Genomic DNA, 23,486 nt, shown 5'->3' on the forward strand with positions numbered 1-23,486 from the left:
CCTAAATCGATTCGGCCAAGCAATCGGAAAAACCATGCCCGACACAAACGCCCCCTTCGCGCTCGAAACCCATCCGCTGGTCGATTGGACCGGACCGCTCGACCTGCCGGACTTCGCGCGCATTCGCGACGAGGATATCGCGCCCGCCTTCACAGCCGCCCTTGCCGCGCATCGACGCGAGACCGACGAGATCGCCGGCAATCGGCAGACGGCCACGATCGACAACACGCTCGCCGCGCTCGAACTCGCCGGCCAGCCGCTGTCGCGTATCGCGGCAATCTTCTGGTGCAAGGCCGGCTCCCACACCAACGACGTGCTCCAGGCGCTGGAACGCGAGATCGCACCCGCCTTGGCGCGCCATATGTCCGCGGTCTCAATGAACGCGATGCTATTTGCCCGCATTGACGATCTATATCGGCGCCGCGACGAACTCGGCCTCGATCCCGAGACAGCCCATGTGTTGGAAAAGACCTGGAAAGGTTTCGTCCGCTCGGGAGCGCGGCTCGGCGAGGCCGACAAAGCACGCCTTGCCGAAATCAACGAGGAATTGGCCGGACTTGGGGCGCAGTTCGGCCAGAACGTGCTCGCCGACGAAAGCGACTGGGCGCTGTTTCTCGACCAGGCCGATCTCGACGGTCTGCCGGAACCGCTGCGTGCCGCGATGGCCGAAGCGGCAGGCGGGCGCGGCCGAAAGGGGCGTTTCGCCGTGACCCTGTCGCGCTCGATCATCGAACCGTTCCTTGCCCATGCCGAGCGCCGCGACCTGCGCGAAACGGCATTCAAGGCGTTCGTCAACCGCGGCGACAATGGCGGCAAGACCGACAACGGCCCGATCGTAGCGCGCATGCTCGCCTTGCGGGCCGAAAAGGCCCGGCTTTTGGGCTATGCCTCCTACGCCGCGCTCAAACTCGACGACACGATGGCGAAAACGCCGGAAGCCGTTCTCGACCTTCTCGATCCGGTCTGGCGGGAGGCCAAACGCAAGGCCGCCGAGGATCAGGCCGAACTGCAGCGTCTTGCCGTAGCCGAGGGGTTGAACGCGCCGATCGCGGCCTGGGACTGGCGCTACTTTCAGGAAAAGCTGCGGCAGGAAAAGTTTGCCTTCGACGACGGCGCGCTCAAACCCTATTTCCGGCTGGAGAACGTCATCGCCGCCTGTTTCGATGTCGCCGGCCGCTTGTTCGGCCTGACTTTCGAAGAGAGGAAGGGCGTTGCCACCTGGCATCAAGACGTGCGCGTGTTCGAGGTCAAGAACGCCGACGGTTCGCATCGGGCAATGTTTTTGGCCGACTATTTCAACCGCCCGTCGAAACGATCGGGTGCCTGGATGAGCCGGCTGCAATCGGCCAGGTCGCTTGGCGACGGCGCGACGCCGATCGTCTTCAACGTAATGAATTTCGCCAAGCCGCCGGCCGGCAAGCCGGCGCTTTTGTCGCTCGATGAGGCGCGCACGCTGTTTCATGAATTCGGCCATGCCCTGCACGGCATGCTGAGCGAGGTCACCTGGCCGTCCGTGTCCGGCACCTCGGTCTCGCGCGATTTCGTCGAACTGCCCTCGCAGCTTTACGAACACTGGCTGACCGTGCCGGAAATCCTGGAAAAACACGCCCGCCATTACGAGACCGGCGAGTCGATGCCGGCGAAGCTGGCGGAGCGCATGGAGGCGGCGCGCAATTTCGACGCCGGTTTCGCGACCGTCGAATTCGCCGCCTCCGCGCTCGTCGACATGGCCTTTCACGCCCGCCAGGAAGCGCCCGACGATCCAGTTCGTTTCGAAGCCGAAACGCTTTCCGGGCTCGGCATGCCGGATGCGATCGCCATGCGCCACCGCACACCCCATTTCCTGCATGTGTTTTCCGGAGACGGCTACTCGGCCGGTTACTATTCCTACATGTGGTCGGAAGTGCTCGACGCCGACGCGTTCGGCGCCTTCGAGGAAACCGGCGACCCGTTCGAGCCGGCGCTGGCCGAAAAGCTGCGCCGCCACATCTACGCGGCCGGCGGCTCTGCCGACCCGGAGGCGCTTTACCGGGCCTTCCGCGGCCAGATGCCCTCGCCCGAGGCGATGATGAAGAAGCGCGGCCTCGCCTGACCCGCTCCCGCCCCGATCTCCCTGCTCGCTTATGAAGAGGGGGCCTTGGGCCCACGTTCGTCCGACAGCGACGGCCGCGCGCGCGCGACTAGCGCCTCGATCGCGTCGGCGAGGTGCACCTCGGCGATGTTGTAGTCGCCGCGCGCCACGCGAATCTCGTGCGCCGTCATCAGCACGTCGGCATGGCTGAAGCCCGCCGGCGGGTCGAAACGGTAGGACGCCAGCTCGATCAACAGGCCGAGCGGGTCTTTGAAATAGATCGAATCCATGAAGCCGCGATCCTTGACCCCGCTATGGTCGATCTTCCTCTCGTCGAGCCGCGCCACCGCCTGCAGGAAGGTGACGCGCGAGACCGAAAAGGCGATGTGGTGCACACAGCCGATCCCGGTCGGCGTGCGTTCGGGATCGGGCTTGCGGCTCTCCTCGGTGAAGATGGTGATCAGCCGGCCGTCACCCGGATCGAAATAGAGATGGCTCTCGCTCGCCCGGTCGAGATTGGGCTGCTCGAAGACGAACGGCATGCCGAGCACGCCTTCCCAGAAGTCGATCGAGGTCTGTCGGTCCGCCCCCACCAGCGTGATGTGGTGCACGCCTTGCGACTGGAGTTTATGCATCCGCGCCTCCCTTTCCGATCATCGCCGGCGGCCGACCTCGCTGTGCAATCGCCCCGCCGGCCGCTTCTCGCCGCATCCCGGGTACAAAACGACCAAACACTCCGGACTGTCTCGAAGGATGCCAAAACACATCTATATAAACAGGTCTATATCGAGCACGCGACCCCGTCAGGCCGCAGCCACCGCAGGAGCACCGCCATGCAATGGTCATTTCCGATCGGCCGCCTGGCCGGCAGCGAGATCCGTATCCATCTTACCTTCTTCCTGCTTCTTTTGTGGATCGGGATTGCGCATTTCCAGCTCGGAGGCGCAGCCGCCGCGGTGGAGGGCATCGCCTTCGTGGTCGCGATTTTCGCCTGCGTGGTCCTGCACGAACTCGGCCACGCGGTGGCGGCCGGGCGCTATGGCATCGCAACGCCGCGCATCACGCTGTTGCCGATCGGCGGCGTGGCCGAACTGGAGCGCATGCCGGAAAAGCCGTCTGAAGAGATCGTCGTGGCGCTCGCCGGGCCGTTGGTTAATGTCGTGATCGCGGCGGTTCTGTTCCTCGTTCTCGGCGCCCGCGTCGATGCCGGCACGCTGGCGGCGATGGAGGACCCCGCCGGCGGATTTGTGGCCCGGCTGGCGGCGGTCAATATTGTCCTTGTGCTGTTCAACCTGATTCCCGCCTTCCCGATGGATGGCGGCCGGGTCCTGCGCGCGCTGCTCGCCACGCGCTATCCACGCGTACGCGCAACCCAGATCGCCGGCACGGTTGGCCAATTCGCGGCCTTCGCCTTCGGTTTTCTCGGCCTTGTCGGCGGCAACCCGCTTTTGATCTTCGTCGCGATCTTTGTCTATCTCGCCGCGACCGCGGAAACCCGGGTGGTCGGGTTGCAGGACGCCGCGCGCTCGGTGGCGATCCGCGACGCCATGATCACCTCCTACGAGGCGCTCGCCCCGACGTCGACGCTGTCGCATGCCGCCGAACTGTTGTTGCGCACGACCCAGCACGAATTTCCGGTTCTGGACGGCAGCGGCCGGCTGCGCGGCGTACTCACCCGCGCCGGGCTGGTCGAGGGTATGCGCGACACCGGCGCGGACGCCCCGGTGATCGAGGCGATGGTGCGCGATATTCCCTCGCTGCGCGGCGACGGCAGGCTCGATGCGGCGCTCGAGGCCTTGCAAAAAAGCGGCGCGCCGGCGGTCGCGATCATCGACGACGACGATCGTTTCCTCGGCTATGTCACCATGGAAAACATCGGCGAACTGATGATGCTGCGCGCGGCGGCGACCACAGTGTGAGCTTGGTTCGAGAGCGGCGCGGAAGTTCCCATCGGATAGGATCGCGGCCAACAAGGGCCGGTCGTGGCCGCGCAACGCCAGATCACCGGTTTGGCCGACACTGGCCCGGCTCAGTCGGCGAAACACGCCTTCGGAATATCGGGCCAGACCGCATCGTCGCAGCCCAACGCCGCGCGGCGGCGCTTGAAATCGTCCGAAACCGGCCCGGTGACGATCGGATCGACCCAGGCCACCGACGCCTCTGCCGCCTCGTGGGCGCCATCGGCGCGCTCCAACCCGATCACGCCTCCCCTTTCGTGCAGCGACGGCGGGCTGGCCGCCAGCATGCCCGGAACGCCCAGCGCGACGGCCAGCGCCGTCATCATGGCCACGGTCCGCCTCTTGGCGTGGGTTTGCGCGGTTGGTTTATGGTTCATGAACGCATGACGCGCGAAATTCGTAAATGTTCCGTAAATTTTTCGGTTTGTCTGGCAAGACCGCCGATTGGTCGCCAAGCCGGACGAACAAGGCCGGCTGCCCCCTTTCGCAGATGCGAAAAAGCCTGTAAGAGCGCCGCACCGAAACGGGCGCGGCAAAAGGAAGCGTCCCCGAAGCTCCCGAGAGACACATGAACATCCGCAATATCGCGATTATCGCGCACGTCGACCATGGCAAGACCACGCTGGTCGACGCGCTGCTGAAACAATCCGGCGCCTTGCGCGAACACCAGCGCGTGGCCGAACGCGCAATGGACTCCAACGACCTGGAGAAGGAACGCGGCATCACCATCCTCGCCAAGGCGACCTCGGTGGAGTGGAAGGAGACACGCATCAACATCGTCGACACACCCGGCCATGCCGATTTCGGCGGTGAGGTCGAGCGCATCCTGTCGATGGTCGACGGCGCCATCGTGCTTGTGGACGCGGCCGAAGGGCCGATGCCGCAGACCAAATTCGTGGTCGGCAAGGCGCTCAAGGTCGGTCTTCGTCCGATCGTCGCCGTCAACAAGATCGACCGGCCCGACGCGCGCGCCGACGAGGTGATCAACGAGGTGTTCGATCTGTTCGCCGCGCTCGACGCCAACGACGAGCAGCTCGACTTCCCGATCCTCTATGGCTCCGGCCGCGACGGCTGGATGGCCGAACAACCCGAGGGGCCAAAACAGGACGGGCTCGCCCCGCTGTTCGATCTGGTGCTGAGCCACGTCCCCGAACCGACGGTTGCCGAGGGGCCGTTCCGCATGATCGGCACCATTCTGGAAGCCAATCCGTTTCTCGGTCGCATCATCACCGGACGTATCGAGGCCGGTTCGCTGAAGCCGAACCAGGCAGTCAAGGTTCTGCATCATGACGGCGCCCTGATGGAGACCGGCCGCGTGTCGAAGATACTCGCCTTCCGCGGCCTCGAGCGCCAGCCGATCGAGGACGCCCAGGCCGGTGACATCGTCGCCATCGCCGGCTTGTCGAAGGGCACCGTCGCCGACACGTTCTGCGATCCGTCGGTCACCGCGGCGATGCCGGCCCAGCCGATTGACCCGCCGACCGTGACCATGTCCTTCATCGTCAACGATTCCCCGCTCGCCGGCACCGAGGGCGACAAGGTGACAAGCCGCGTCATCCGTGACCGGCTTTTGCGCGAGGCGGAGGGAAATGTCGCGCTGAAGATCGAGGAGTCGACCGACAAGGATTCCTTCTACGTGTCCGGCCGCGGCGAGTTGCAGCTCGCGGTGCTGATCGAAACCATGCGTCGCGAAGGTTTCGAGCTCGCCGTCTCGCGCCCACGCGTGGTCATGCAGAAGGACGAGAGCGGCCAACTGCTCGAGCCGATCGAGGAGGTCGTGATCGATGTCGACGAGGAACATTCCGGCGTCGTCGTGCAGAAGATGTCGGAGCGCAAGGCCGAGATGGTCGAGCTCAAGCCTTCCGGCGGCGACCGCCAACGGCTGGTTTTCCATGCGCCGACGCGCGGCCTGATCGGCTATCAGTCGGAACTGTTGACCGACACGCGCGGCACCGCGGTAATGAACCGGCTGTTCCACGAATATCAGCCCTACAAGGGCGAACTGCCGGGCCGCACCAACGGCGTACTGATCGCCAACGAGCCCGGCGAGGCGGTCGCCTATGCGCTGTGGAACCTTGAGGATCGCGGCCCGATGGTCATCGACCCGGGCGTCAAGGTCTATCAGGGCATGATCATCGGCATCCATTCCCGAGACAACGACCTCGAGGTCAACGTTCTGAAGGGAAAGAAGCTCACCAATGTGCGCGCCGCCGGCAAGGACGACGCCGTCAAGCTGACGCCGCCGGTGCGCATGACGCTGGAACGCGCCCTGGCCTGGATCGAAAACGACGAGCTGGTCGAGGTGACGCCGAAATCGATCCGGTTGAGAAAACTCTATCTCGACCCGCACGAGCGCAAGCGCTTCGAGAAGCAGAAGACGGCCGGGGCGGCCTGACAACCGTCACACGAACAGCGCCCGCGCCTTCTCGACCTCGGCGCCGATGAAGGCCGAAACCGTCTGCACGCGTTTCAGCGGCCGGACGGTCTCGTGATAGACCAGCCAGTAGGCGCGGCGGATCGGCGGAACCGCCGGCACCGGTACCAGTTCGGCGTGGCTACGGGCGATGAAGGTGTGCAGAATGCCGATGCCGGCGCCGGCGCGCACCGCCTCCGCCTGACCGAGCGTCGAGGAGATCTGAAACCGCGCCTGCCAGCCCGGCGAGAACTCCGCCGCGTAGTCGAGGCTCGGACTGATGGCGAGGTCGGCGACATACCCGACCAGCCTGTGCGCCACCAATTGCTGCGGTGTCTGCGGCAGGCCGTATTGCTCGACATAGGCGCGCGAGGCGTAGAGGCCGAGCGTGTAATCGACCAGCTTGGCCGCGACCAGCCGCCCCTCGGTCGGGCGCTCTACGGTGATCGCGATGTCGGCCTCGCGCCTGGACAGTGAGAAGGAGCGCGGTACCGGCACCAGCTGCACCGACAACTCGGCATGACGCGCCGTCAGCGCGCCGAGCCGCGGCGCCAGAAACGCGACGCCGAAACCGTCCGGTGTGCCGATCCTGACTGTGCCGGCGATTTCGTCACCCTCGCCGGCGATCTCGGCCCGCGCCGCGATCATGTCGGCCTCGATGCGCTCGGCGACAACGAGGAACCGCTCCCCGGCTTCCGTCATGTCGCTGCCGGAGGTGGTGCGACGAAACAATCGCGCCTTCAGGCTCGCCTCGAGCGCGGCGATGCGACGGGAGACGGTGGCATGGTTGAGGCCAAGCCGCCGCGCCGCGCCGAGGATCTGGCCGGCGCGTGCGACCGCCAGGAATATCCGAACATCGTCCCAGTTCATCACCATACCCGCGAAGTCGCATTGTTTGCAGAGAATAATGAACTGGTCGAGGTCGTTCGTCAAACTACGCACAACCGTTGCGGCGCCGCTCGCGTTGCATTCCGCGGGGCGAAGCGGGACAATGCACCCAACATCCGATCCAAAGGAGCGAACCAATGCAGGAACTCGGACATTTTATCGGTGGAGAGCACGTCGCCGCCACTGGCGGACGCAGCCAGGACGTGATGCAGCCCATGGACGGCACCGTGCGCGGTAAGGTCGCGCTCGGCTCCAAGGATGATCTGCGCAAAGCGGTCGAAAACGCCAAAGCGGCGCAGCCGGCCTGGGCCGCGACCAACCCGCAGCGGCGCGTGCGCGTGCTGATGAAATTCCTCGATCTGGTCCAGCAGGAAATGGATTCGCTGGCCGAATTGCTTGCCCGCGAGCACGGCAAGACGATTCCCGACGCCAAGGGCGACATTCAGCGTGGCCTCGAGGTCGTGGAAGTCTCCATCGGCGCGCCGCATATGATGAAGGGCGAATTCACCGACGGCGCCGGGCCCGGCATCGACGTCTATTCCATGCGCCAGCCGCTCGGCGTCGTTGCCGGCATCACGCCTTTCAACTTCCCGGCCATGATTCCGCTTTGGAAAATCGGCCCGGCGATCGCGGCCGGCAACGCCTTCATCCTCAAGCCGTCCGAGCGCGACCCCGGCGTACCGATGCGCATCGCCGAACTGTTCGTCGAGGCCGGCCTGCCGAAGGGTATCTTGAACGTCGTCAACGGCGATAAGGAAGTGGTCGACGCGATTCTGGACGACCCCGACATCAAGGCCATCGGTTTCGTCGGCTCGACGCCGATCGCGCAGTACATCTATAGCCGCGCCACCGCCAACGGCAAACGCGCCCAGTGCTTCGGCGGCGCCAAGAACCACATGATCATCATGCCGGACGCCGACATGGACCAGACCGTCGACGCGCTGATTGGCGCCGGCTATGGCTCGGCCGGCGAACGCTGCATGGCGGTCTCGGTCGCCGTGCCCGTCGGCAAGGAGACCGCCGACCGCCTGGTGGAACGGCTCATCCCGCGTGTCGAGGGGCTCAAGGTCGGCCCGTCGACCGACGCCTCGGCCGATTTCGGCCCGCTGGTCACCAAGCAAGCGCTGGAGCGCGTCAAGGGTTATGTCGATCTCGGCATCAAGGAAGGCGCCAAGCTCGTCGTCGACGGCCGCGGCTTCACCATGCAGGGTTACGAGGACGGCTACTACATGGGCGGCTGCCTGTTCGACAACGTCACCTCCGACATGCGCATCTACAAGGAGGAGATCTTTGGTCCGGTGCTGTCCGTGATCCGCGCCAACACCTACGAGGAGGCGCTGAAGCTGCCCAACGAGCATGAATATGGCAACGGCGTCGCCATCTTCACCCGGGACGGCGACGCGGCGCGCGATTTCGCCGCCCGCGTCGAAGTCGGCATGGTCGGCGTCAACGTGCCGATCCCGGTGCCGATCGCCTATTACACATTCGGCGGCTGGAAGGGCTCGGCCTTCGGCGACCTGAACCAGCACGGCCCGGACGCGTTCCGCTTCTACACCAAGACCAAGACGGTCACCTCGCGCTGGCCGTCCGGCGTCAAGGACGGCGCGGAATTCGTCATCCCGACGATGAACTGATCGTCTCAGGCCGCTTCGATCGCGAAGGCGCGGCCCATTGGCCGCGCCTCCCGTTCGCTGACGAACCCCGTCAATATTTGGCGGGGTTTTGGTTGACGGGTGGAATTTTCGAACTGCCGCCGGTTGGCGTTCGCTGTCGCCAAGGCACTCCGACTAACGCCGCGCCGCCGCATCGGCATGCGCTCGCAAAAGATCCATCAGGCGCCCGGCCTCCGCCGCCGCGCCCGCCTCGTCGCGATCGAGGATGGCGCGGATCAGGCCGACATGGTGCTCGGCCGCCTCGGTCAGGCCGGTATCGCTCTTGTAGCGGAACCAGAACCGGCGGCTATGCGTCTGCAGCGGCGCCGCCAGGCGCGAGGCGAACGGGTTCTCGGCCGCGCGCGCCATCGCCTCGTCGAGCGCCTTGTCCGCCTCGAGAAAGAAGATCACATTGCCGGTGATCACCGCCCGCTGCATTGTCATGGCGGCCTCGCGGAACTGTTCGCTCGCCGCGTGCGCGACGTTGCGGGCCGCCTCGCGGGCGAGCACGATCTCGACGCCGCGCCGCGCGTCGATCACCTTGCGCCAGTCGCCGGCATGAAGCGCGGCGATTGCGATGCCGGCCCTCGGACGGATCTCGACCAGGCCCTCCCAGGCCAGCCGCTGGATCGCCTCGCGCACCGGCGTGCGCCCGAGGCCGACCTGTTCGATCAGCCCGCCTTCGGTGGTCACGCTGGCCGGCGCCAGCTCCAGGGTCACGATCATCCGCTCAAGCGCGTGATAGGCGCGCACCGCGGCCGGTTCGGCAGGTTTTGTGTCCGTCACCCGGGCTCTCCTTGATATATTTTTGATATATCACGCCGGGAGATCGCTTGACAAATGGAGACGTCTTCAGATATATCATTGATATATCAGATTGGGAGTATGCGAAATGTGGGCAGGCGTCTTTCCCGCGGTCACCACCAAATTCACCGAGGATGACAGCCTCGATCATGCCGAGATGGAGCGCTGCTTCGGCCTGCAGATGGACGCCGGTTGCGACGGGCTGATCGTTGCCGGATCGCTGGGCGAAGGTTCGATGCTGTCGACGGCGGAAAAACTCGACGTGTTGGCGACCGCGCGCATGGCCGCCGCCGGCAAGCCGGTCTTGATGACGGTCAACGAACCCGGCACCCGCGAGGCCTGCGCGACGGCGAAGGCCGCCGCCAAGGCGGGCGCCGACGGCCTGATGGTGGTGCCGAGCCCGATCTACCATACCGACCCGCGCGAGACCGCCGACGCGCTCAAGGCGGTCGCGGCCGCCGGCGATCTGCCGGTCATGATCTATTCCAACCGGGTCGCCTATCGCGTCGACGTGACGGTGTCGGTGATGCGGGAACTGGCGGCCGATCAGCGTTTCGTCGCCGTCAAGGAATCCTCCGACGACATCCGTCGTTCGACCGAAATCATCAACGCCTTTGGCGACCGGTTCGACCTTTTCACCGGCGTCGACAATCTTGTCTTCGAGGCGCTCGCCGTCGGCGCCGTCGGCTGGGTGGCCGGCATCGTCGTCGCCTTCCCGCGTGAATCGGTGGCGATCTACCAGCTGATGAGGCAGGGCCGCCGCGACGAGGCGCTGGCGATCTATCGCTGGCTGCGCCCGCTGGCCGACCTCGACGTCTCGACCTATCTGGTCCAGAACCTCAAATTGGCCGAGGCGCTGGCGATCGACTCCAACGACCGCGTGCGCATGCCGCGTCAGCCTCTCGCCGGTGCCCGCCGAGCCGAGGTCGAAAAGATCGTCAGGGACGCGATCGCCGTCCGTCCAGACATCCCGGCCTTCTGACCGGCCCGGCGTCCGCCTCGATGGCCGCTCCGTCGGAAAACCCGGTCGATGTCGCCATTGTCGGTGGCGGCATTATCGGCATTTGCACCGCCGCGGCACTTGCGGCTGTCGGCCGCAGGACGCTGGTCATCGACCGAAGCGGCATTTGCGAGGAAACCAGCGCCGGCAATGCCGGTGCGCTTGCCTTTTCCGACGTCTTGCCGCTCGCCCAGAAGGGTATGATCCGCAACCTGCCCGGATGGCTCGCCGACCCGCTCGGCCCGCTTTCGGTCCCACCTGCCTACGCGCCGTGGCTGCTGCCGTGGCTTGTGCGGTTTCTGGCCGCCTCGCGCCCCGCGCGGTACGAAAACGCGCTTGCCGCGCAGGCGGCGATGATGCGGCTCGCCGAGGCGGAATGGGCCGCGCTCATGGCTCGTACCGCTACCGAATCGATGCTGCGCGAGGATGGCTCACTGGAGCTTTATCAAACCGAGGCCGAATTCGAGGCTTCGCTCGGCGGTTGGGCGGCGCGCGCGCGCTTCGGCATCGCGTTCCGTCATCTCGATCGCGCCGGCATCGAGGCACTGCAGCCCGGCCTGGCGCCGCAATTCTCTCGCGCAACCTTCGTGCCGGGCTGGAAGACGGTTTCCGATCCCCAGCATCTCGGCAAGGCGATCTGGCGCAAGGCCGAAGCCGATGGCGCAGCCTGGATCCGGGGCGAGGCGGTGGTCGTAACCCCGGCCGACGGGCGCGTCGCGATCCAGCTGCGCGACGGGCGCACTATCCTGGCGCGCAACCTGGTCGTCGCCGCCGGCGCCTGGTCGCACCGCCTCACCCGCGCCTTCGGCGACGTCGTGCCGCTCGAAACCGAACGCGGCTACAACACCACCCTGCCGGCCGACGCCTTCGATCTCAGGCGCCAGCTCATCTTCTCCGCGCACGGTTTTGTCGTCACCCCGCTTGAAACCGGCATCCGTGTCGGGGGCGCGGTCGAGCTCGGCGGACTGAAACGTCCGCCCGACTACCGCCGCGCCAGGGCGATGCTCGAAAAAGCCCGTCGTTTCATGCCCGCACTTCAAACCGGTGGCGGCCGCGAATGGATGGGCTACCGCCCTTCCCTGCCCGACTCGCTGCCGGTAATCGGACGGGCGCGCAACGCCGAAAACGTCTATTATGCCTTCGGCCACGGCCATCTCGGCCTTACCCAGGCCGCGGTGACCGGGCGCCTGATCCGCGATCTGGTTTCCGGAGCGACCCCAACCATCGATCTTGCCCCCTTCAGCCCGCAGCGGTTCTAACCGGAAACTCGACCATGGCCCGCCATTCCTTCCACTGCATCGACGGACATACATGCGGCAACCCGGTACGGCTCGTCGCCGGCGGCGGTCCGCTTCTCCACGGCGCAACCATGATGGAACGGCGGGCCCATTTCCTGGCCGAATTCGACTGGATCCGGACCGGGCTGATGTTCGAACCGCGCGGTCACGACATGATGTCGGGCTCGATCCTCTACCCGCCGACGCGCGAGGATTGCGATATCGGTATCCTTTTCATCGAAACCTCCGGCTGCCTGCCCATGTGCGGCCACGGCACCATCGGAACCGTCACCTTCGCGCTTGAAAACGGGCTGGTGCGCCCAAAGACGCCGGGCGTGCTGCGTCTCGACACGCCGGCGGGACGCGTTGTCGCCACCTATGAGGAAAAGGACGGCCGCGTCGAGGAAGTGCGCATCACCAACGTCGCCTCGTATCTGCATGCGCGCGATCTTGCGGTCGACTGCCCGGAGCTGGGGCCGCTGACCGTCGACGTCGCCTATGGCGGCAATTTCTACGCCATCGTCGAGCCGCAGCGAAACTATCGCGACATGGCCGATTTTTCCGCCAACCAGTTGATCGCCTGGAGCCCCGTGCTGCGCGAGCGGCTGAACCAGGCGCACCGGTTCGTACATCCGCAAAACCCAGCGATCGACGGCCTGTCGCATATTTTGTGGACCGGCGCGCCGACCGTCGACGGCGCCCATGCCCGCAATGCCGTCTTTTACGGCGACAAGGCCATCGACCGCTCTCCTTGCGGAACCGGAACCTCGGCGCGCATGGCGCAGCTCCACGCCCGGGGCAAATTGCGGTCCGGCGACGACTTCGTGCATCAATCGATCATCGGCTCGCTGTTCCGCGGCCGCGTGGAGCAAGAAACCGTGGTCGCCGATCAGACCGCCATCATTCCCTCGGTCGGCGGTTGGGCGCGCATGACCGGCTACAACACCATCTTTATCGACGATCGCGACCCGTTCGCACATGGATTCGTGGTGCGCTGACACGCCTGCGCCAGCCTTTTCAGTCGAATGAACCGCAGGCGCGAGATGCAAGAAAATCGCGAATATTCTGATTACTGTGCAATATTCAGCCAAAATTTCTCGTATAACGGGCAAACAAGGCAAGGACATTGCGCTGGCCCAGTGCTAGCTTCCGCGCTGGTCCAAGTGCTCGAATCCCTCGAAGACAAAGGGAAGGGCGGGGTCTTCGATGCGGCCGCAGCGCGCAATTTTGTCGTTGCAATCCCGTTTTGAAGCACTACGACTAGGGGAAATACAATAAGGGATGCGCCGGTCAAGGCGACATTCGGCGGGGGAGCCGCAAGCATGCTCGAATATTTCGTCCAGCAGCTCATTAACGGGCTGACTCTCGGATCGATCTACGGCCTAATCGCGATCGGCTATACGATGGTCTACGGCATCATCGGCATGATCAATTTCGCACATGGCGACATCTTCATGGTCGGGTCGTTCATCGCCCTGGCGACGTTTTTGATCCTGACATCGGTGTTCGGCTTCGTTTTTTTGCCGGTGGTTCTGCTGATCGTGCTGATTATCGCCATGCTGTTCACCTCCGCCTGGGGCTGGACGGTCGAGCGTTTCGCTTACAGACCACTGCGCGGATCATTTCGTCTCGCCCCGCTGATCACCGCCATCGGCATGTCGATCGTGCTGCAGAATTTCGTCCAGGTCACCCAGGGGGCGCGCGTCAAGCCGCTACCGCCGCAGATCCAGGGCGGCGTTACGCTGATGGAGGGGTCGACCGAGAACGGCACGATCCTCGTCCAGCTCTCCTACATGCAGATGATCATCATCTTCACGACATTGTTTCTGATGATCGGTTTCACGCTGTTGATCTCGCGCACCTCGCTGGGACGCGCGCAGCGGGCCTGCGAGCAGGACCGCAAGATGGCGGCGCTGCTCGGCGTCAATGTCGACCGCACCATCTCGCTGACCTTCGTCATGGGTGCCGCGCTGGCTGCCGTCGCCGGGTTGATGTTCCTGCTGCTTTACGGCGTGATCGATTTCTATATCGGCTTTCTGGCCGGGGTTAAGGCGTTCACCGCGGCCGTGCTCGGTGGCATCGGCTCCCTGCCCGGCGCCATGCTCGGCGGGCTGGCGATCGGCCTGATCGAAGTGTTCTGGTCCGGTTACTTCACGGTCGAATACAAGGATGTCGCCGCTTTCTCGATCCTCGCCATCGTGCTGATCTTCATGCCTTCGGGCCTGCTCGGCAAGCCGGAAGTGGAGAAAGTCTGATGGCGGCCCGATCCGTGCCCTTGTCGTCCGCCAGGGACGACAACCGCCTCGCCAATTCGCTGCGCGATGCCGCGATCGCCGCTCTCATGGTCTTCGCGCTCGGTTTCTTCTTCCTCGGCGTGCGCACCGACATCGCCCCCGGCGGACTGGCGCTGAGCTTTCGCTGGGGCCTGCTGTTTTCGGCCGTCGCGATCGTGTTTGCCGGCCGTCTGCTGCTCAACCTCTTCGTGTTCAAGACGTCGGCGCCGATTACCGCCCAGTTTTCCGGAATGTTTTCGGGAACGGGAAGCAGCTTCGCCGGCTTGGGGAAATGGCTCGCCCGGGCGCTTCTGGCTTTCGCGATCGTGCTGCCGTTCTTCTTTACCTATTTCTTCCCCAACAAGGACCGGCAATATATCGATCTCGCCATTCTGATCATGACCTACATCATGCTCGGCTGGGGGCTGAACATCGTCGTCGGCCTCGCCGGACTGCTGGATCTGGGTTACGTGGCCTTTTACGCGGTCGGCGCCTATTCCTTCGCCCTGCTGGCCCAGAATTTCGGCTTCGGCTTCTGGATGGCTTTGCCGCTGGCCGGTCTGCTTGCCGCCTTCTGGGGTGTGATCCTGGGCTTTCCGGTGCTGCGGTTGCGCGGCGACTATCTCGCCATCGTCACGCTCGCCTTCGGCGAGATCATCCGGATCGTGCTGCTCAACTGGTATGATTTCACCAACGGCCCGGACGGCATTTCCGGCATTCCGCGGCCGACGCTGTTCGGTCTCGAATTTTCGCGCGGCGAGGGCGGGTTCGCCGATTTCTTCGGCATTCCCTACGACAGCATCCACCGCTTCATCTATCTCTATTACATCATCTTCGTGCTGGCGATCATTACCAACTTGGTCACCATCCGGCTGCGCAGACTGCCGGTCGGACGCGCCTGGGAAGCCCTGCGCGAGGACGAGATCGCCTGTCGCTCGCTCGGCATAAACACCACCAACACCAAGCTGACGGCTTTCTCGATCGGAGCCATGTTCGGCGGCTTCGCCGGCTCCTTTTTCGCCACCCGCCAGGGTTTCATTTCCCCGGAAAGCTTCACCTTCCTGGAATCGGCGATCATCCTCGCCATCGTCGTGCTTGGCGGCCTCGGATCCCAGATCGGCGTCGTGATTGCCTCGGTCGTCATGATCGGCGGCATCGAGATGCTGCGCAATCTCGGCTTCCTGCAACATGTCTTCGGCGACGGGTTCGACCCGACCCAGTATCGCATGCTGATCTTCGGCCTCGCCATGGTGTTGATCATGGTGTGGCGGCCGCGCGGCCTGATAACGACCCGCGAGCCGACAGCGGTGCTGAAGGAAAAGAAACGCATCGGCGCCGACATGGTCGCACAGGGTGAAGGTCACTGATGGGCTCCGTGTTGCAAAACGAGGTCGACGGCGCCGCCCCGGCGCGCTGGGACGAAACCCCGATCCTGTCGGTCGAGCACCTGACCATGCGCTTCGGCGGTCTGGTCGCGGTCAACGACCTGTCCTTCAATGTCGGCCGCGGCGATATCACGGCGCTGATCGGCCCCAACGGCGCCGGCAAGACGACTGTGTTCAACTGCGTCACCGGTTTCTACAAGCCGACCGAGGGCCGCACCGCGATGCGGCACGGCGCCGGACTGCAGGCCAGCGCGATCGAGGAGGTCACGCGCTCCGACCGGCGTTACAAGGAATCGCCGCAAGGCAGCGTCTATCTGCTCGAGCGCATGCCCGACTTCGAGATTTCGCAACGCGCCAAGGTCGCGCGCACATTCCAGAACATCCGCCTCTTCGGCGGCATGACCGCGCTGGAAAACCTGCTCGTGGCTCAGCACAACCCGCTGATGATCGCCTCGCTGTTCACCATCGGCGGCATTTTGGGCGTTCCCGGCTACAAGAAAGCGGAAAAGCAGGCGATCGAAAAGGCCAGGTACTGGCTGGAACAGGTGCATCTGACCGAGCGCGCCGACGACCCGGCCGCCGACCTGCCCTATGGCGCCCAGCGCCGGCTGGAGATCGCCCGGGCGATGTGCACCGACCCGCTGCTCTTGTGCCTCGACGAGCCCGCCGCCGGCCTCAATCCGCGTGAATCGCATGAACTCAACGAACTTCTCAAATTCATCCGCGAGACGCACGGCACCTCGATCCTGCTGATCGAGCACGACATGGGCGTGGTGATGGAGATTTCCGACCACGTCATCGTTCTCGACTATGGCGTGAAGATCTCGGATGGCGACGCGCTGCACGTCAAAAGCGACCCGCGCGTCATCGCCGCCTATCTCGGCGTCGACGATGAAGCCGAGATCGACGTGCCGGAAATCAAGCACGATCTGGAAGAAGTCGTTGAAGAGGCCCAGGAATTGGCTGCGGCCGACAAGTCCAAGCCGAAGCCGAAGCCGAAGAAGCCACGGCCGGCCGCCAAGGCGTCAGGCGCCAAACCGGCCGCCAGGAACGCCGGCTCGCCGGCTCGCGCCAAGGCCGTCGTCCCGGCGCCGAGCGAGATCAAGATCAAGAACGCCGCCGATTTTCCCGGCCGCCAGCCGCATGGCACCAAAAAACCCGGTCCGCCCGGCGCCGACAATCTCACCCGCATCAAGGGTATCGGACCGGCCAACGAAAAGAAGCTCAACGCGCTCGGCATCTGGCGGTTCGGCCAGATCGCGGTTTGGAAGGCCCCGGAGGTCGACTGGGTCGGGGCCTGGCTGGCCTTTCCCGGCCGGATCCAGCGCGAGGAATGGGTTAAACAGGCCAAGACGCTGGCCAAGGGCGGCGCGACCGCCTTTTCGAAACGGGTCGACAAGGGTGACGTCCCGACCAGCAAGGCGCGAAAACCCCGCTCGGGCGGCAAGGGAGGCAAGCCATGAGCGAGGCCGGGCAGCCCCTGCTGCGTATTCGCAATGTCGAGACCTATTACGGCAAGATCATCGCCTTGCGCGGTGTCGACGTCGATGTCTTTCCCGGCGAGATCGTCACCCTGATCGGCGCCAACGGAGCCGGCAAATCGACCCTGATGATGACGATCTGCGGCAGTCCGCAGGCGCGCGCCGGCGAGATCGTCTATGACGGCAACGACATCACCCTCGCCCCCACCCACGAGATCATGCGCCGCGGCATCGCCCAGTCGCCCGAGGGCCGGCGCATCTTCCCGCGCATGACCGTGTTGGAAAACCTCCAGATGGGGGCGCTGCTTGTCGACGATGAGCATTTCGACGGCGATCTGGAGCGCATCTTCACTTTGTTCCCGCGCCTCAAGGAACGCGCCTCGCAGCGCGGCGGCACCTTGTCGGGCGGCGAACAGCAGATGCTGGCGATCGCCCGGGCGCTGATGGGCCGGCCGAAACTGCTTTTGCTGGACGAGCCCTCGCTCGGCCTCGCGCCGCTGATCGTCAAGCAGATCTTCGAGGTGATCGGCGAACTCAACAAGCGCGACGGTCTCACCGTCTTCCTGGTCGAGCAGAACGCTTTTCACGCGCTCAAGCTGGCGCATCGCGGCTATGTGATGGTCAACGGCAAGATCACCATGAGCGGAACGGGCGCCGACCTGCTCAAGCGCGAGGAGGTTCGCGCCGCCTATCTCGAGGGCGGACGGCACTAGTGTCCCGAAGCCGAAATCCGCCGCGTTCTCCGGGGTGCGCCGTACGGATTTCGGATTCGATCAGGGCAGTGGCAAGATCGCGGGTCGTGATGCCGTTTCAACGAAACGGCGCCGCGGCCCAAGGCGGTTTCGGAGCAAGCGGAGACCGCTTCTTTGCCCGAAACCGCGACGAAACCAGGCGGTAGAGCGGATTTCCCGATTCCGTGGAACGAAACCGTTCTATCACCGATCGCCGCGGAGGCTTGGAGCGCGATATGGAAAACCAGAATTCCCTGCTTTGGGAAGTGACCTTTTGGGAGTTCCTCTTCGTCACCGTCGTGTTGGCCGGCGCCGCGGCCTATCTGACGGGCAGGGCGGCCGCGCGCGGCTGGCTGCCGAAGGGCCAGCTTGCTTTTTATATCCTGCTTTTGACGGCGGCGACGCGCTTCATCCATTTCGCTCTGTTCAACGGCACTTTGCTGTCTCTGCATTATTTCATCGTCGACCTGATCGTGCTCTTGGCGATCGCCTTCGCGGGCATGCGCATCACCCGCGCCTATCAGATGTCGACGCAATACAGCTTCGCCTTCCTGCGTTCCGGCCCGTTTGGGTGGAAGCGGCGGTAAGGCCGAGAATTGGTGGTTGCGGCCGCCGACCAAGCGCGGCAGAAAGCCTTTATTTCCCCGCGAAATTGGGCTTTTATGTCGACAGGCGGGAAGGGAACCCCGCATGCAACCGGACCGGAGACAGAAACACCATCGCCGCCGGTTTTCCGAATTAGTCAGGTGTTTAAGGGAGTCACCATGAAAAAGGCACTATTGGCGAGCGTTGCGCTGACCTTCGCAATGTCGACCGCAGCGTATGCGGACATCATAATCGCGACAGCCGGCCCGATGACCGGACAGTATGCGTCCTTCGGTGCACAGATGAAGGCTGGCGCCGAGCAGGCCGTGGAAGACATCAACGCCGCCGGTGGCGTCAATGGCGAAATGCTGAAGCTGGAAATCGGCGACGACGCATGCGATCCCAAGCAGGCTGTGGCGGTGGCCAACCAGTTCGCCGGCTCGGGCGTTGTTTTCGTGGCCGGGCACTTCTGCTCCGGCTCGTCGATCCCGGCCTCCTCGGTCTATGCCGATGAGGGCATCGTGCAGATTTCGCCGGCGTCGACCAACCCGAAGTTCACCGACGAGCGTCCGGGCGAAGGCGTGTTCCGCGTCTGCGGCCGCGACGATCAGCAGGGCGATGTCGCCGGCGCTTATCTGGCCGAGAACTTCGCCGACAAGAAGGTCGCCTTCGTTCACGACAAGACCGCCTACGGCAAAGGCCTCGCGGACGCGACGATGTCGGCCTACGAGAAGGCGGGCGGCAAGCCGGCCCTCTACGAAGCCTACACCGCCGGTGAAAAGGACTACACCGCGCTCGTGTCGAAGCTGAAGCAGGAAGGCGTCGGCGTTCTTTATGTCGGCGGTTATCATACCGAGGCCGGCCTGATGGCGCGTCAGATGCGCGAGCAGGGCATGGACACCATCCTGGTTTCCGGCGACGCGCTCGTCACCGACGAATATTGGGCGATCACCGGTGATGCCGGTCAGGGCACGCTGATGACGTTCTCGCCCGATCCGCGCAAGAACCCCGACGCGGCTCCGCTGGTTGAGAAGTTCCGCGCCAAGGGCGTCGAGCCGGAAGGCTACGTGCTTTATACCTACGCCGCGATTCAGGCTTGGGCCGACGCGGTCAAGACCGGCGGCTCGACCGATTTCGAACCGGTGGTCAAGGCACTCAACGACGGCAAGTTCAACACCGTGCTGGGCGAACTTGAATTCAACGAGACGGGCGACGTGACGCTGCCCGGCTACGTCTTCTACGAGTGGAAAGACGGCAATTACGACTATCTCTGATCCACGGCCTTCGGCCAGGATCCCATCGCCATCGAGAGGCCCGGCGTTTTGCGCGCCGGGCTTTTTTTCGTCGCGACCACCGCCAAACCGGTTATTTGCACTGCAGCATTTTCCCGTTATTGATAGCGCGACTTTCCGCCGCTTCGAATATGGGGGCTCCCGCATTGCCGATATCCAAGATCCTCGTCGCCAACCGGTCCGAAATCGCCATCCGCGTCTTTCGCGCCGCCAACGAACTCGGTCTGCGAACTGTCGCGATTTGGGCCGAGGAGGACAAATATTCCCTGCACCGCTTCAAGGCCGATGAATCCTACCAGGTCGGCCGCGGCCCCCATCTGGCCAAGGATCTCGGTCCGATCGAAAGCTATCTGTCGATCGACGAGGTCATTCGCGTGGCCAGGTTGTCCGGAGCGGACGCCATCCATCCCGGTTACGGCCTGCTGTCGGAAAGTCCGGAATTCGCCGAGGCCTGCGCCGCAAACGGCATCGTCTTCATCGGACCGAAGCCGGAAACCATGCGCCGGCTCGGCAACAAGGTCGCCGCGCGCAATCTGGCCGTCGAAGTCGGCGTGCCTGTCGTCCCCGCCACCGACCCCTTGCCCGACGACATGGACGAGGTCGCCAGGATGGCCGAGGCGATCGGCTATCCGGTCATGCTCAAGGCTTCGTGGGGCGGCGGCGGACGCGGCATGCGCGCCATCCGCGCGGCGGAGGATCTCGCCCGCGAGGTGACGGAGGCCAAGCGCGAGGCCCGCGCCGCCTTCGGCAAGGACGAGGTCTATCTGGAAAAGCTGGTCGAGCGCGCCCGCCATGTCGAGGTCCAGGTGCTGGGCGACACGCATGGCAATGTCGTACATCTGTTCGAGCGCGATTGCTCGATCCAGCGCCGCAACCAGAAGGTCGTGGAGCGCGCGCCCGCGCCCTATCTCGACGCCGCGCAGCGCCAGGAACTGGCGGACCACGCACTCGGGATCGCGCGGGCCACCGATTATGTCGGCGCCGGAACCGTCGAATTCCTGATGGATGCCGATACCGGCGCGTTTTATTTCATCGAGGTCAACCCGCGTATCCAGGTCGAGCACACCGTCACCGAGGAAGTGACGGGCATCGACATCGTCAAGGCGCAGGTCCACATTCTCGATGGCGCCGCGATCGGCAAGCCGGCATCCGGCGTTCCCCCGCAGGACCAGATCCGCCTTAACGGCCACGCCCTGCAATGCCGGATCACCACCGAGGATCCCGAGCAGAACTTCATTCCCGACTATGGCCGCATCACCGCCTATCGCGGCGCGACCGGCTTCGGCATCCGGCTCGACGGCGGCACGGCCTATTCCGGCGCCGTGATCACGCGCTTTTATGATCCGCTGCTCGAAAAGGTGACCGCCTGGGCGCCGACGCCGCAGGAGGCGATCGCGCGCATGGACCGGGCGCTGCGCGAATTCCGCATTCGCGGCGTGGCGACCAACCTCACCTTCCTCGAGGCGATCATCGGCCATCCGAGCTTTCGCGAAAATTCCTACACGACCCGGTTCATCGACACCACGCCCGAGCTTTTCGCCCAGGTCAAGCGGCGTGATCGGGCGACCAAGCTGCTCAACTACATCGCCGACGTATCGGTCAACGGCCATCCCGAAACACGCGGCAGGCCGCGACCGTCGGCGGAAGCCGCCGCACCGGTTCTGCCGTTTGTCGGCGGCGATGTGCCCGACGGCGCTAAACAGCGCTTCGATCGTCTAGGACCGGAGAAATTCGCCCGCTGGATGCGCGACCAGACCCGCGTGCTGGTCACCGACACGACCATGCGCGACGGCCATCAATCGCTGCTGGCGACCCGCATGCGCACCCACGACATCGCCCGTGTGGCCGGCGCCTATGCCCGCGCCCTGCCGCAATTGCTGTCGCTCGAATGCTGGGGCGGCGCCACGTTCGACGTCGCCATGCGCTTTCTGACCGAGGACCCGTGGGAGCGGCTTGACCTGGTGCGCAAAGGCGCGCCCAACCTGCTCTTGCAGATGCTGCTCAGGGGCGCCAACGGCGTCGGCTACACCAATTATCCCGACAATGTCGTCAGGCATTTCGTCAAGCAGGCCGCTGCCGGCGGGATCGACCTGTTCCGCGTTTTCGACTGCCTGAACTGGGTCGAGAACATGCGTGTCGCCATGGACGCGGTCGGCGCCGAGGGCAAACTTTGCGAAGCGGCGATCTGCTATACGGGCGACATCCTCGATCCCGACCGCGCCAAGTACGACCTGAAATATTATGTCGGGCTGGCCCGGGAACTGGAGGCCGCGGGCGCGCACATCATTGCCGTCAAGGATATGGCCGGCCTATTGAAGCCGAACGCGGCCCGGGTCCTGTTCAAGGCGCTGCGCGAGGCGACGGACCTGCCGATCCATTTCCACACTCACGACACGTCCGGCATCGCCGCGGCCACCGTGCTCGCCGCCGTGGAGAGCGGCGTCGACGCGGTCGATGCGGCGATGGACGCATTGTCGGGCAACACCTCGCAACCCTGCCTCGGCTCTATCGTCGAGGCGCTCAAGGGTTCGGAGCGCGACCCCGGCCTAGATCCCGAATGGATCCGGCGCATTTCTTTCTACTGGGAAGCCGTTCGTAACCAGTACGCGGCCTTCGAAAGCGATCTGAAAGGGCCCGCTTCCGAGGTCTATCTGCACGAAATGCCCGGCGGCCAGTTCACCAATTTGAAGGAGCAGGCCCGCTCGCTGGGGCTGGAGACGCGTTGGCACGAGGTCGCGCAAGCCTATCACGACGTCAATTTGATGTTCGGCGACATCGTCAAGGTGACGCCGTCGTCGAAAGTGGTCGGCGACATGGCGCTGATGATGGTCAGCCAGGACATGACGGTCGCCGAGGTGGAGGATCCCGCGCGCGACATCGCCTTTCCCGACTCGGTCGTCTCCATGCTGCGCGGCGATCTCGGCCAGCCGCCCCGCGGCTGGCCCGCCGCCCTGCAGGCAAAGGTATTGAAAGGGGAAAAACCGGTCACCGCACGGCCGGGCGCGCTGCTTGAGGATGCGGACCTGCCCGCACGACGCCGGGAGTTGGAAGAACAGCTCGGTCGCGAAGCCAGCGAATTCGAATTCGCCTCATGGCTGATGTATCCGAAAGTGTTTACCGACTTCGCCGCCGTCGAGGACGATTACGGGCCGGTCAGCGTCTTGCCGACGCCGACTTATTTTTACGGCATGCAGCCCGAGGACGAGATCTTCGTCGAGATCGAACGCGGCAAGACGCTGGTTGTGCGCTGCCTGGCGGTCGGCGAGACCAACGAAAAGGGCATGGTCACCGTCTTCTTCGAGCTCAACGGCCAGCCGCGCCGGGTCAAGGTACCGGACCGCGCGCATGGCGCCTCCAACGGCAAGACGCGGCGCAAGGCCGAGCCCGGCAATGACAGCCATGTCGCCGCGCCGATGCCGGGTGTCGTCTCGACGCTGGCGGTTTCGGCCGGACAATCGATCAAGGCCGGCGACGTGTTGTTGTCGATCGAGGCAATGAAGATGGAAACCGCGCTGCATGCCGAGCGCGACGGCGTGATCGCCGAGGTGCTGGTCGCCGCCGGCGACCAGATCGACGCCAAGGACCTGCTCGTCACTTATGACGAGCAATAGGCTTCGCCCGACGGGCGCGGTCCAGAGGCCCCGCCCGTCGCCCGGTCAAAACTTTGGAGCGACGC

General features: G+C 64.6%; 18 protein-coding genes. 14 read left to right on the forward strand and 4 right to left on the reverse strand.

Translation table 11 applies throughout. The annotated features are described in order from the left end of the window. The first annotated feature begins 34 nt into the window (after positions 1–34). On the forward strand, positions 35–2,092 hold the full coding sequence (locus tag GN330_RS04895) for a M3 family metallopeptidase (protein WP_156711510.1): 2,058 nt from the start codon (positions 35–37) through the stop codon (positions 2,090–2,092). Positions 2,093–2,121: 29 nt separating this feature from the next. On the opposite strand, the gene GN330_RS04900 is transcribed toward GN330_RS04895, so the two are convergent. Then, entirely contained in the window at positions 2,122–2,706 is a 585-nt protein-coding gene (locus tag GN330_RS04900; RefSeq protein ID WP_156711511.1) for a VOC family protein, read from the reverse strand. A gap of 198 nt (positions 2,707–2,904) precedes the next feature. On the opposite strand from GN330_RS04900, the gene GN330_RS04905 reads away from it, so the two are divergent. Continuing rightward, positions 2,905–3,990: a site-2 protease family protein gene (locus GN330_RS04905; RefSeq protein ID WP_156711512.1), complete on the forward strand. Its 1,086-nt coding sequence runs from the start codon at positions 2,905–2,907 to the stop codon at positions 3,988–3,990. A 110-nt stretch (positions 3,991–4,100) separates the two neighbouring features. Here the strand turns inward: GN330_RS04905 and GN330_RS04910 are convergent, their stop codons facing one another. Beyond that, entirely contained in the window at positions 4,101–4,355 is a 255-nt protein-coding gene (locus GN330_RS04910) for a hypothetical protein (protein ID WP_156711513.1), read from the reverse strand. Between the two features lie 242 nt (positions 4,356–4,597). On the opposite strand from GN330_RS04910, the gene typA reads away from it, so the two are divergent. Then, positions 4,598–6,424 (forward strand): translational GTPase TypA, encoded by a 1,827-nt coding sequence (gene typA / locus GN330_RS04915; RefSeq protein ID WP_156711514.1) that lies wholly within the window; start codon positions 4,598–4,600, stop codon positions 6,422–6,424. A 6-nt stretch (positions 6,425–6,430) separates the two neighbouring features. Here typA and GN330_RS04920 read toward each other — a convergent pair whose 3' ends face one another. Continuing rightward, entirely contained in the window at positions 6,431–7,312 is an 882-nt protein-coding gene (locus tag GN330_RS04920; protein WP_156711515.1) for a LysR family transcriptional regulator, read from the reverse strand. 155 nt (positions 7,313–7,467) lie between these two features. Here GN330_RS04920 and GN330_RS04925 point away from each other — a divergent pair, with 155 nt between their 5' ends. After that, positions 7,468–8,964 (forward strand): CoA-acylating methylmalonate-semialdehyde dehydrogenase, encoded by a 1,497-nt coding sequence (locus tag GN330_RS04925; RefSeq protein WP_156711516.1) that lies wholly within the window; start codon positions 7,468–7,470, stop codon positions 8,962–8,964. A 153-nt stretch (positions 8,965–9,117) separates the two neighbouring features. On the opposite strand, the gene GN330_RS04930 is transcribed toward GN330_RS04925, so the two are convergent. Beyond that, positions 9,118–9,708 carry a GntR family transcriptional regulator gene (locus tag GN330_RS04930; protein ID WP_156711953.1) on the reverse strand — a complete coding sequence of 197 codons (591 nt, stop codon included), beginning with the start codon at positions 9,706–9,708 and terminating at the stop codon, positions 9,118–9,120. Positions 9,709–9,874: 166 nt separating this feature from the next. On the opposite strand from GN330_RS04930, the gene GN330_RS04935 reads away from it, so the two are divergent. From GN330_RS04935 to pyc, 10 genes are all read left to right on the forward strand, one after another. Beyond that, positions 9,875–10,768: a dihydrodipicolinate synthase family protein gene (locus tag GN330_RS04935; protein ID WP_156711517.1), complete on the forward strand. Its 894-nt coding sequence runs from the start codon at positions 9,875–9,877 to the stop codon at positions 10,766–10,768. Between the two features lie 20 nt (positions 10,769–10,788). Beyond that, the gene (locus GN330_RS04940) at positions 10,789–12,045 is read left to right on the forward strand and encodes an NAD(P)/FAD-dependent oxidoreductase (RefSeq protein ID WP_156711518.1); all 1,257 of its coding nucleotides are present in this window, start codon (positions 10,789–10,791) and stop codon (positions 12,043–12,045) included. A 14-nt stretch (positions 12,046–12,059) separates the two neighbouring features. Continuing rightward, a complete protein-coding gene (locus GN330_RS04945) occupies positions 12,060–13,061 on the forward strand; it encodes a 4-hydroxyproline epimerase (RefSeq protein ID WP_156711519.1) in 1,002 nt (333 codons plus the stop codon). A 324-nt stretch (positions 13,062–13,385) separates the two neighbouring features. Further along, positions 13,386–14,318, forward strand: a complete 933-nt coding sequence (locus tag GN330_RS04950; RefSeq protein WP_156711520.1) for an ABC transporter permease subunit — start codon at positions 13,386–13,388, stop codon at positions 14,316–14,318. Continuing rightward, a complete protein-coding gene (livM, locus tag GN330_RS04955) occupies positions 14,318–15,703 on the forward strand; it encodes a high-affinity branched-chain amino acid ABC transporter permease LivM (RefSeq protein WP_197435037.1) in 1,386 nt (461 codons plus the stop codon). The genes GN330_RS04950 and livM overlap by 1 nt, the downstream gene beginning before the upstream one ends. Positions 15,704–15,789: 86 nt before the next feature. Beyond that, positions 15,790–17,184: an ATP-binding cassette domain-containing protein gene (locus tag GN330_RS04960; protein WP_197435075.1), complete on the forward strand. Its 1,395-nt coding sequence runs from the start codon at positions 15,790–15,792 to the stop codon at positions 17,182–17,184. Then, complete coding sequence (locus tag GN330_RS04965) at positions 17,181–17,915, forward strand: ABC transporter ATP-binding protein (protein WP_156711522.1); 735 nt, start codon at positions 17,181–17,183, stop codon at positions 17,913–17,915. Before GN330_RS04960 ends, GN330_RS04965 begins: the two co-directional genes overlap by 4 nt. Before the next feature lie 254 nt (positions 17,916–18,169). Then, positions 18,170–18,520 (forward strand): DUF6867 family protein, encoded by a 351-nt coding sequence (locus GN330_RS04970; RefSeq protein ID WP_156711523.1) that lies wholly within the window; start codon positions 18,170–18,172, stop codon positions 18,518–18,520. A 177-nt stretch (positions 18,521–18,697) separates the two neighbouring features. Next, entirely contained in the window at positions 18,698–19,792 is a 1,095-nt protein-coding gene (locus GN330_RS04975) for a branched-chain amino acid ABC transporter substrate-binding protein (protein ID WP_156711524.1), read from the forward strand. A gap of 164 nt (positions 19,793–19,956) precedes the next feature. Continuing rightward, complete coding sequence (pyc, locus tag GN330_RS04980) at positions 19,957–23,421, forward strand: pyruvate carboxylase (RefSeq protein WP_156711525.1); 3,465 nt, start codon at positions 19,957–19,959, stop codon at positions 23,419–23,421. Positions 23,422–23,486 lie beyond the last annotated feature (65 nt).

The organism is Nitratireductor arenosus, assembly GCF_009742725.1.
Classification (GTDB): Bacteria; Pseudomonadota; Alphaproteobacteria; order Rhizobiales; family Rhizobiaceae; genus Mangrovimarina; species Mangrovimarina arenosa.